Origin of the sequence: Micromonospora wenchangensis, assembly GCF_002210435.1 — a bacterium.
In the GTDB taxonomy this organism is placed as follows: Bacteria; Actinomycetota; Actinomycetes; order Mycobacteriales; family Micromonosporaceae; genus Micromonospora; species Micromonospora wenchangensis.
The window spans coordinates 35,493-44,504 of the sequence record NZ_MZMV01000057.1 but is presented as its reverse complement, the minus strand read 5'-3'; the positions used below and the strand labels follow the sequence as shown (position 1 = coordinate 44,504).

Sequence of the window (9,012 nt, the reverse complement as noted above, 5' to 3'; positions counted from 1 at the left end):
GCCTCAACTGCATTCCACACCACCCTCCCCCGGGAAACAACACAGCCACCGACGAGAACACCCCAACCCCCGGGGAACTCCTCACCCCCCGGGCCGAAAGCCCCGGACGTTGAGGCTGGTGAACCGAAGAAGCGACTACCCCGGCACGGGACACCCCCGCATCCCCGACGTTGGAGCAATCGACGAGGGCAACGGGAGGGCAACGGGACACTCCCACGACGCGGATGTCGTCGCGATCGACGAGGGGCCCACGACGAGCACACGGGAATACCCGGCCGACCGGGTCAGCGACCGGCACTGCCCCCGCGGCCCTTCACGGCCACCACCCAACCCGGCGTGACATCGAAGCGACCCTCCCCCACCCGCTACCGAGGGCGGGCGACGTTCGGTGAATCGGCCCGGCCGACGCCCGTGACCTCGTACCGTCGATGCGGGACCTGACTCCCCGGGCCCCGCGCCCGGGTCCGCGACGACGTGACGTGGTGCACGCCCCGTCCGCAATCGGAGCGGACCTGTCGGGGTACCTGCTGACCGTACGACCGGAACTGACCGTCGGGACCGGCGGAGGCAGGAGTGGTCATGAAGATCGGAATCATTGGTTCGGGGCACATCGGCGGCACCCTCACCCGGCGGCTGAGCGCCCTCGGGCACGACGTGACGGTCGCCAACTCGCGGGGCCCGGAGAGCCTCACCGAGCTGGCCCGGGAGAGCGGTGCGACGGCCGGAACCGTGGAGCAGGCCGTCCAGGACGCCGAGCTGGTCGTGGTGGCGATCCCGCTGTTCGCGGTGCCAGCGCTGCCGGTGCAGCCGTTCGACGGCAAGATCGTGGTCGACGCCAACAACTACTACCCGCAACGCGACGGCGACATCGCCGAGCTGCTCGACCGCAGTCTCAGCTCCAGCCGGTGGACCGCCGACCACCTCAAGGGCGCCCGGGTGGTGAAGACCTTCAACAACATCCAGGCGGCGCACCTGATGGACCACGGCAAGCCGGCCGACGCGGGTGACCGGATCGCGCTGCCGGTGGCCGGGGACGACGCCGATGCCAAGCAGCTCGTGATGCAGCTTGTCGACGCGCTCGGCTTCGACCCGGTCGACGCGGGCACCCTCGACGAGAGTTGGCGGCAGCAGCCCGACACCCCCGTGTACGGCACCGACCGGGACGCCGAGGGCGTCCGGCAGGGCCTCGCCGAAGCCCGCCCCTGATCCCCCCTCGACTGTCGCGCCGGCCCGGGGTCGACACCTGGTCCGCGTACCCGGGAGCAACCGAGCCCCGCCGGCTGGTCAGCCGGCGGGGCTCCGTCGTGTCCGGGGCGGGTGTCCCTGACCCGTGCGGGCGGGAACGTGGGGTCAGGGCTTGGGGCCGCAGACGAAGTTGGGCTCGGGGTCGTAGGTCCAGCTGAACTTCTCCCGCTTGACGACCTTGCCGTCCTTCTTGATGACGCGGAAGGCGTCCTGGGTGAAGCCGATGCTGCCGGCGGCGGCGATGCACTTCGGGCCGGGCTCCAGGTGGACCGTCTTCGGCGAGGTGATGTTGCGACGTGGGCTGTACTCGGTCTTCACACTGTCGTAGATCTTGGTGCTCCACATCGACACGGTGATCGTGTTCGAGGTGTACGCGGTGTCGATCAGGACCCCGTACGGCGTGTTGTTGCGGAACTTGAAGTCCAGGTCCGGCCAGAAGATCGTCGACTCGATGACCGCCGGGTAGCGGCTGAAGTAGAACGAGTGCGGCTTGTGCTCGACGTCCTCCAGGCCGGCGTAGTAACTGGCGTTGAAGAGCGTGGTGGTGAACTGGGAGACGCCGCCACCCACCCCGGGCACCAGCTTGCCGCCGACGATCACCGGGGCATCCTGGTAACCCTGACCGTAGCCACGCTCACCGGTGTGCGCGTTGAGCGAGAACGTCTCCCCGGGCTTGACGATGGTGCCGTCCACGTCCTTCGCCGCCTGGATGATGTTCTGGCTGCGCGGCGAGGAGAGCCCGCCCGGGAACTTCGTGGAGAAGGTGGAGACCCGCTCCTTGATGCCCAGCTCGGCCAGCTTCGCCTCGGTCAGCTCCGGCTCGGCCTCCGTGAGCTGCCCGGTGACCGTCCGGCCGTCCGGCTTCGGCAGCACCGCCAGCAGGTCCCGGCCCAGCGCCGCCGAGTCGAGCTGCTGCCCGGCCCGGCCCGGCACCACCTTCGGCTTGCCACCCGAGATGGTCAGCCCGGCGTCCTTGGGCGTCGACTCGACCGCGGCCAGCTTGCTGCCCAGCGCCGACCGGAGCCGCTTCACGTCGACCCTCGGCGTCAGCTTCCCCTCGTCGTCGGCGGAGAAACGCAGCGCACGGGCGATCGCCGCCGGCGGAACGCTCACCGACCCCTTGGCGGAGGTGATCGTCACCGGGGCGGCGACGGCCGGCTTCGCCAGCTCGGCGATCATCCGGTCCACCTCATCCCGGGTGGTCACCGGGTTCTTCTCCACCACCGGCACCGTCACCGGCTGGCCGGCCAGCCAGCCCGCCCGGACCACCCGGGCGGACTGCTCCGGGTCCAGGGTCAGGCTCGGCTTCGGGTAGACCGGCTTCGGCGTGGTGCCGGTGAAGATGATCGCCGGCAGGGTCATGTCCCGCCCCTGCTTGCCGAGGATCTGCCGCAACGCCGCGTCCAGCTTGGCGGCGTCGACAGTCACCACCGGATCGACCGACCGGGAACCGAACAGCCGGTCCACCGGATGCGCCTGCGCGTCGGTGGCGGCGGCGACCGTGGCGTCCACGTCCACCGCCAGGCCGACGTCGGCGGGCTTGATCTCCGCCCGGTTCTCGCCCACGACCACGGTCAGCGGCGCGTCGAGCGTCGCGGCCCGCTTCTCCAACTCGGCCCGTAGCTCCCTGGCCGCGTCGGCCCGGCTGCGGCCACCCAGCTCGGTGCCGAGGACACTGGTGCCGCGCGGAACGTCCCCGGCGTACGCCCAGGCGCCCGCGCCGACCACCCCGGCCAGCACCGCGGCGGTCACCCCGCCGGCGAGCAGCACCCGGCCGCGCCGCCACCACGGCCCCGGCCCGGAGCCGGGACCTGCGGCCCCACCGGCCGGTGGGGGTTCGTCCTCGGACGGCCAGCTCACCGCGGTGACCTGCACCGTGGGGCGGTCGTCGGAGACCGGTTTGTCGCCGTACAGGGTCACAGCCACCTCGATCGGACGTACCACGTGGGGGGTTGCGGGCCCCCAGGGACACCTACGGTAGCCAACCGGACGGCCAGCCGACAGCGTGCGTCCGGCCATCCTCACCGCCGCGTGTCGCGGCCGGTCACACGGTGTATGGCCGTTCGTGGCACGGTGTCCGGATGGACGAACCGGGTGCGGGAGGCACCGGACGCGGACGGTCCGTGCGACGCAACGCCGCCGCCAGTGTGCCGTCCGGCGGGACGCGGCGGCGGCCGGTCCGGCGCCGGGTCGTCCCCCGGCGGTGGGTGCGTACCGCGTTGCGCCGGGACCGTCACCCACAGCCAACCTTCAGGCCGGCGTTATCAAAAGGTGATGTTTGTGAGAGTTCCTCTACCCAGGGTGGCGGAATCGAGTTCGGTCGCTGCGTTCTGGGTGAATTGAGGGAGCTTGCCGGCTCGCCTATGTTAACCGTCGGTAACATCCGGACATCTCCAAGATTCGTGCCCGTTACCGGCCGGTAGCAAGGGGTCTTGTGAGGTAGGTCGCTTCGCGGGAACATCCAATCCGCGTACTGCACGCGGCCACCGGCCCGGTGGCAACCGCAGCACCCTCCACCCTCCTCCCGAACCGCGACCGCGTTCGGTGCTGACCCCTCGTCAAGGAGAACCCCGTGAGTGAAACGGAAGGCCGCCAGTTCGGCGGCGGGACACGGTGGCGTCGCTTCGCCGCGATGATGGTGCCGGCCACCGCGGTGGCCGGGGCGATCGTCTTCGGCATGTCCAACGGCGCGATCGCCGCGTCGTTCGCCGTCTCCGGACAGACCTTCAAGGTCGGTGCCTCCAGGTTGGAGGGCACCGGCTTCAAGCAGTACGGCGGCTTCGTGAAGGAGAAGGACGGGACCGCGCACCCGGTGGCCGTCTCCGAGATCACCAACGCCAAGCTCTACGACCTCTGCCAGTCGGTGAAGGTGCCGGACATGCCGATCGTGCTGACCATCAACGCCGGTGGCGACGGCAAGCCGGCGACGGCCGAGGGCCTGCTGATCGACATGGACTCGCTCGGCGGTGACGCGGAGTTCACCAACATCAAGATCGGTCGGGACGCCACCGACCTGAACGCCGGGGCCACGCCGAAGTCCTTCGGCCAGAGCGCCGACAAGGTCGTCATCAAGAACCTGGAGCAGGTGGCCCGCTCCACCAGTGCCGGTGTCTTCACCCTCAACGGCCTGAATTTGAAGATCAACGTCGGAGCCGCCGCCAAGGAGTGCTTCTGAGCTGAGGACCGGGCCCGTGGCGGCCACCCGCGGCGGGCCCCGGCCCGTACCACCCGACGTCAGAATCGCCAGGAGGACACGTGACATCCGCCCAAGAGCGGCCCGCCCGACAGAGCCGGATCGGTCAGGCCTGGCGCGCCTTCCGGCGGTGGCGGCGGGCACGGCCGTTCTGGGGCGGCCTCCTCACCGCGCTGGCCGGTCTGGAGATCTTCGCCACCACCCAGATGAGTCTCGGTGGCCTGACCTTCCAGATGGGGCCGACCGGCTTCCTGTCCTGGCTGATCCCGGTCATCCTGGTCACCTGCGGGATGCTGATGTGGTTCACCCCGCAGCAGCGCCTCTTCTACGCCGTCATCGCGGCGGTGACGGCGGTCTACTCGCTGATCGGGGTCAACCTCGGTGGGTTCTTCATCGGGCTGTTCCTGGGCATGGTGGGAAGCGCGCTGGGCTTCGCCTGGGTCCCGGCCCGTGCCCCGGCACCCCTGTCCGCCGCCGACCGGAGCCCGGCGGAGGGAGGTACGGCAGCGCAGGAGGGTGCGGCAGTCGGGGAGGCACCCCTCGTCGACGAGTTGATGCCGCCGTGGCAGGAGGAGCACACCACCGGGCCGTTGACCGACACGTTGCCCCCACCGCGGAACCCGCTGCGGGAGGCGGTCCGGGGTGACCGGGAGGGAGCCGGGACCGCCGACACCACGCAGATCCTGCCGACGGTCGAGCCGGACGGTGGCCCCTACCGCCCGAACCATCGCGACCCACGGTTGTACGCGACCCTGCTGGTGCTGACCACCACCGCCATGGCCACGTTGCTCGCGGTCCGGGGAGCGCAGCCGGCGCTCGCGGAGCCGGCCTGCCCCGGGCCGACGAAGACCGCGTCCGCACCTTCCGCACCTCCGTCCGTCCCGGCCAGCCCCAGCCCCACGCCGGCCGAGACGCCCGACGGCAACCTGCTCACCGACATCATCGACGGCATCACCGACCTGTTCACCGGTGGCGACGAAGCCGAGACGACAGCGGCGTCCCCCACCCCGGAGCCCGGCGCCAGCAGACCGGCCGTCGGTACCGGGGTCCGGCCGGGGCCGGGCGCGACCGTCCCGGCGACCGGGTCCACCCCACCGGCCCCGACGGCATCCTCCCGGCCCGGCCGGGGAACCTGCGGGAAGCCGCTGCCGCGCGCGTCGAAGCGGGTCGAGGTCGGCAAGCCGCTGCCGAGGATCGCCCCCGAGCCGGGGCAGCCGACGGTGGCCCGGCAGCCGTCCAAGCTGACCGGCACCCGCGTCACCATGACCGGGCTGCGGTTCGAGGGCATCGTCGACCTGCCCACCGCCGACGGCACGCTCAAGGCGTTGAAGTTCAGCATGAGCCGGGCGGTCACCACCGACTTCAGCCTGGTCGCGGACGGTCCGGCGGGCCGCCACCAGCGGTACGTCACCGACGAGCTGACGGTGCAGGGCGACGTCGCGTTCTACGCCACCCGGTTCGTCGGCAAGCTGCTCGGCATCACCATCACGCTGACCCCCGACCTGCCGCTCCCCGACGGCATCCCGGTCACCTCGCCGATCCCGATCACCTTCACCGACCCCGCGATCGACCTGGCGTTCGTCGACTCGGACACGCTGACCGCCCGCCCGGCACTGGCGTTGAGCCTCTCCTGACCCTGCTCCCACCCCCACGGTGTGTCGGGGGCGGGCACCCGCCCGCCCCCGACCACCCGTCACGCCGACCGGCGGGGCGGATCAGAGCCGGGCCAGGGCCCGGCGCAGCGGGTCGAGGCCGAGCGCACCCAGGTCGAGTGCCTGCCGGTGGAACTCCTTCAGGTCGAAGTCGGCGCCCTTGCGGGCCATCGCCTCCTCCCGGGCCTGGAGCCAGATCCGCTCGCCCACCTTGTACGACGGCGCCTGCCCCGGCCAGCCCAGGTAGCGGTTCAGTTCGAAGCGCAGGTTCTCGTCCGGCACCCGGCAGTGCGCCCGCATGAACTCCCAGCCCAGCTCCGGCGTCCACCGCTCGCCCGGGTGGAAGCCGAACGGGTTGTCCCGGGGGATCTCCAGCTCCAGGTGCATGCCGATGTCGACGATCACCCGGGCCGCCCGGAACGCCTGCCCGTCGAGCATGCCGAGCTTGTCGCCCGGGTCCTCCAGGTAGCCCAGCTCGTCCATCAGCCGCTCGGAGTAGAGCGCCCAGCCCTCGCCGTGGCCGGAGACCCAGCACAGCAGCCGCTGCCAGCGGTTGAGCAGCTCCGCCCGGACGGCGGTCTGCGCGACCTGGAGGTGGTGGCCGGGGACGCCCTCGTGGTAGACGGTGGTCACCTCGCGCCAGGTGGAGAAGTCGGTGACGCCCTGGGGGACCGCCCACCACATCCGCCCAGGGCGGGAGAAGTCCTCGCTCGGCCCGGTGTAGTAGATCGCCCCGTCGCTGGTCGGGGCGAGGCAGCACTCGATCCGCCGGACCTGCTCGGGGATGTCGAAGTGGGTGCCGTGCAGCTCGCTGATCGCCTTGTCGGCAAGCGCCTGCATCCAGTCGCGGAACGCCTCCTTGCCCTGGATGGTGCGGGCCGGGTCGGCGTCCAGCACGGCCACCGCCTCGTCGATGGTGGCACCCGGGCCGGCGATCCGGCCCGACACCATCCGCATCTCGGCCTCCAACCGGGCCAGCTCCGCGAACCCCCAGGCGTACGTCTCGTCGAGGTCGACCTTCGCGCCGAGGAAGTACTGCGAGGCCAGCTCGTACCGTTCCCGGCCGGCGGCCTGCTTGTCCCGCCCCAGCGGAACCAGCTCGGTACGCAGGAACTGGCCGAACTCGGCGGTCGCCGCGGTCGCCGCCGCCGCGCCCCGGCGCAGCTCGGCACCGAGCGTGCCGTCGGTGTCCAGCCGCTGCACCAGCCCGTGGAAGAAGTTGTCGCCGTGCGGGTCCGTCCAGGTGTCGCACTGCTTGGCCACCTCGGTCAACTGCACCTTGGAGCTGACCCGGCCGGCGGCGGCGGCCTCGCGCAGCGTGGTCTTGTAGCCCTCCAGCGTGGCGGCGAACCGGTTGAGCCGGGCGGCGACGGCGGCCCGGCCCTGCTCACCCTCGGTGGGCATCAGGTCGAAGACCATCCGGACCTCGTGCAGGCCGCTGGCGATGACGTTCACCTCGCTGGTGATCTCGCCCGCGTCGTGCCGGGCCAGCTCCAGCCCCAGGCGCTCCTGCATCGCCTCCTTGGCGGTCCGCTCCGCCTCGGACTCCGGCTCGGTCACGTCCAGGTCGGTGAGGGTCCGCCGGGTGAGTTCGGCCCGTGCCTCGTAACCGGCGGGCGAGAGGTCGTCGAGCTGGTCGTCGTAGCCGGCGATGCCGACGTAGGTGGCGCCGGTCGGGCTCAGCTGCGCCCAGTCGGCCACGTACCGGTTCGCGAGGTCATCGATTCGTCCCACGCTGCGACCCTACGTGACCGTCGGGGCCGGTTGTCGAGTGTGTTTGGCCGAACCGGGGTGGATCAGCCGCGGGCCCAGTCGAGCAGGCGGTCCGCCGGCCAGGTGTTGACCACCCGGTCGGCGGGCACGCCGCACAGGGCTGCCCGCACACAGCCGAACCGCTGCCAGTCGAGCTGCCCGGGGGCGTGCGCGTCGGTGTCGATGGCGAACCGGCAGCCGGCCTCCAGGGCGCGGCGGATCAGCCGCTTCGGCGGGTCCTGCCGCTCCGGCCGGGAGTTGATCTCCACGGCCACGTCGTGTTCGGCGCAGGCGGCGAAGACCGCGTCCGCGTCGAAGTCGCTCTCGGCGCGGGTCCGCGCCCGGTGCCCCTTGTCACCCGGACCGGTCACCCCCGCCGGCCGGGACGACACCATCCGTCCGGTGCAGTGGCCGAGGATGTCCAGGTGCGGGTTGGCGATCGCGGTGAGCATCCGGCGGGTCATCCGGGCCCGCTCGTCACGCAGCCCGCTGTGCACCGAGCCGACCACCACGTCGAGCCGGGCCAGCAGCTCCTCGTCCTGGTCGAGGGTGCCGTCGGCGAGGATGTCCACCTCGATCCCGGTGAGGATGCGGAACCCCTCGGGCAGCGCCGCGTTCACCGCCGCCACGTGGTCGAGCTGCCGGCGCAGCCGGTCGGCGGTGAGGCCCCGGGCCACCGTCAACCGGGGCGAGTGGTCGGTCAGCACCACGTACTCGTGGCCGAGTTCGACCGCGGCGAGCGCCATCTCCTCGATCGGTGACCCGCCGTCGGACCAGTCCGAGTGGGTGTGGCAGTCGCCGCGCAGCGCGGCCCGCAGCGCGCCGGCCGCCTCGTCGAGGTCGACGCCCTCGGTGGCGACCAGCCGGCGCAGGTAGACCGGTTCCTCGCCGGCCAGCGACTCGGTGACGCAGCGGGCGGTGACGTCGCCGACCCCGGGCAGGTCGGTGAGCGTGCCGGCCCGCGCCCGCTCCGCCAGCTCCGTCGCCGGCAGCGCGGCCAGGGCGGTCGCCGCCGAGCGGAACGCGCGTACCCGGTAGGTGGCCTCGTTGGCCCGCTCCAGCAGGAACGCGATCCGGCGCAGGTCGGCGACGGGGTCTCTGGCGCTCATGGATGGCAACCTACGCGCCCGCGCCGCCGGTCGGGGGACGACCGGCGGCGCGGGGGGTACG

At 72.0% G+C, this 9,012-nt stretch carries 6 protein-coding genes; 3 read left to right on the top strand and 3 right to left on the bottom strand.

The features are described from left to right. The first annotated feature begins 579 nt into the window (after nucleotides 1-579). Complete coding sequence (locus B5D80_RS25925; protein ID WP_088646564.1) at nucleotides 580-1,206, top strand: NADPH-dependent F420 reductase; 627 nt, start codon at nucleotides 580-582, stop codon at nucleotides 1,204-1,206. 144 nt (nucleotides 1,207-1,350) lie between these two features. Here the strand turns inward: B5D80_RS25925 and B5D80_RS25920 are convergent, their stop codons facing one another. After that, complete coding sequence (locus B5D80_RS25920) at nucleotides 1,351-3,171, bottom strand: VanW family protein (RefSeq protein ID WP_169733108.1); 1,821 nt, start codon at nucleotides 3,169-3,171, stop codon at nucleotides 1,351-1,353. Nucleotides 3,172-3,877: 706 nt separating this feature from the next. Here B5D80_RS25920 and B5D80_RS25915 point away from each other — a divergent pair. Both B5D80_RS25915 and B5D80_RS25910 read left to right on the top strand, forming a co-directional pair. Continuing rightward, entirely contained in the window at nucleotides 3,878-4,420 is a 543-nt protein-coding gene (locus B5D80_RS25915; protein WP_088646562.1) for a DUF6230 family protein, read from the top strand. Nucleotides 4,421-4,500: 80 nt separating this feature from the next. Continuing rightward, complete coding sequence (locus tag B5D80_RS25910; RefSeq protein WP_088646561.1) at nucleotides 4,501-6,072, top strand: DUF6114 domain-containing protein; 1,572 nt, start codon at nucleotides 4,501-4,503, stop codon at nucleotides 6,070-6,072. A gap of 81 nt (nucleotides 6,073-6,153) precedes the next feature. Here the strand turns inward: B5D80_RS25910 and B5D80_RS25905 are convergent, their stop codons facing one another. Together B5D80_RS25905 and B5D80_RS25900 are read right to left on the bottom strand one after the other, a co-directional pair. Beyond that, on the bottom strand, nucleotides 6,154-7,824 hold the full coding sequence (locus tag B5D80_RS25905) for a DUF885 domain-containing protein (protein WP_088646560.1): 1,671 nt from the start codon (nucleotides 7,822-7,824) through the stop codon (nucleotides 6,154-6,156). A gap of 62 nt (nucleotides 7,825-7,886) precedes the next feature. After that, entirely contained in the window at nucleotides 7,887-8,951 is a 1,065-nt protein-coding gene (locus B5D80_RS25900; protein ID WP_088646559.1) for a PHP domain-containing protein, read from the bottom strand. Nucleotides 8,952-9,012 lie beyond the last annotated feature (61 nt).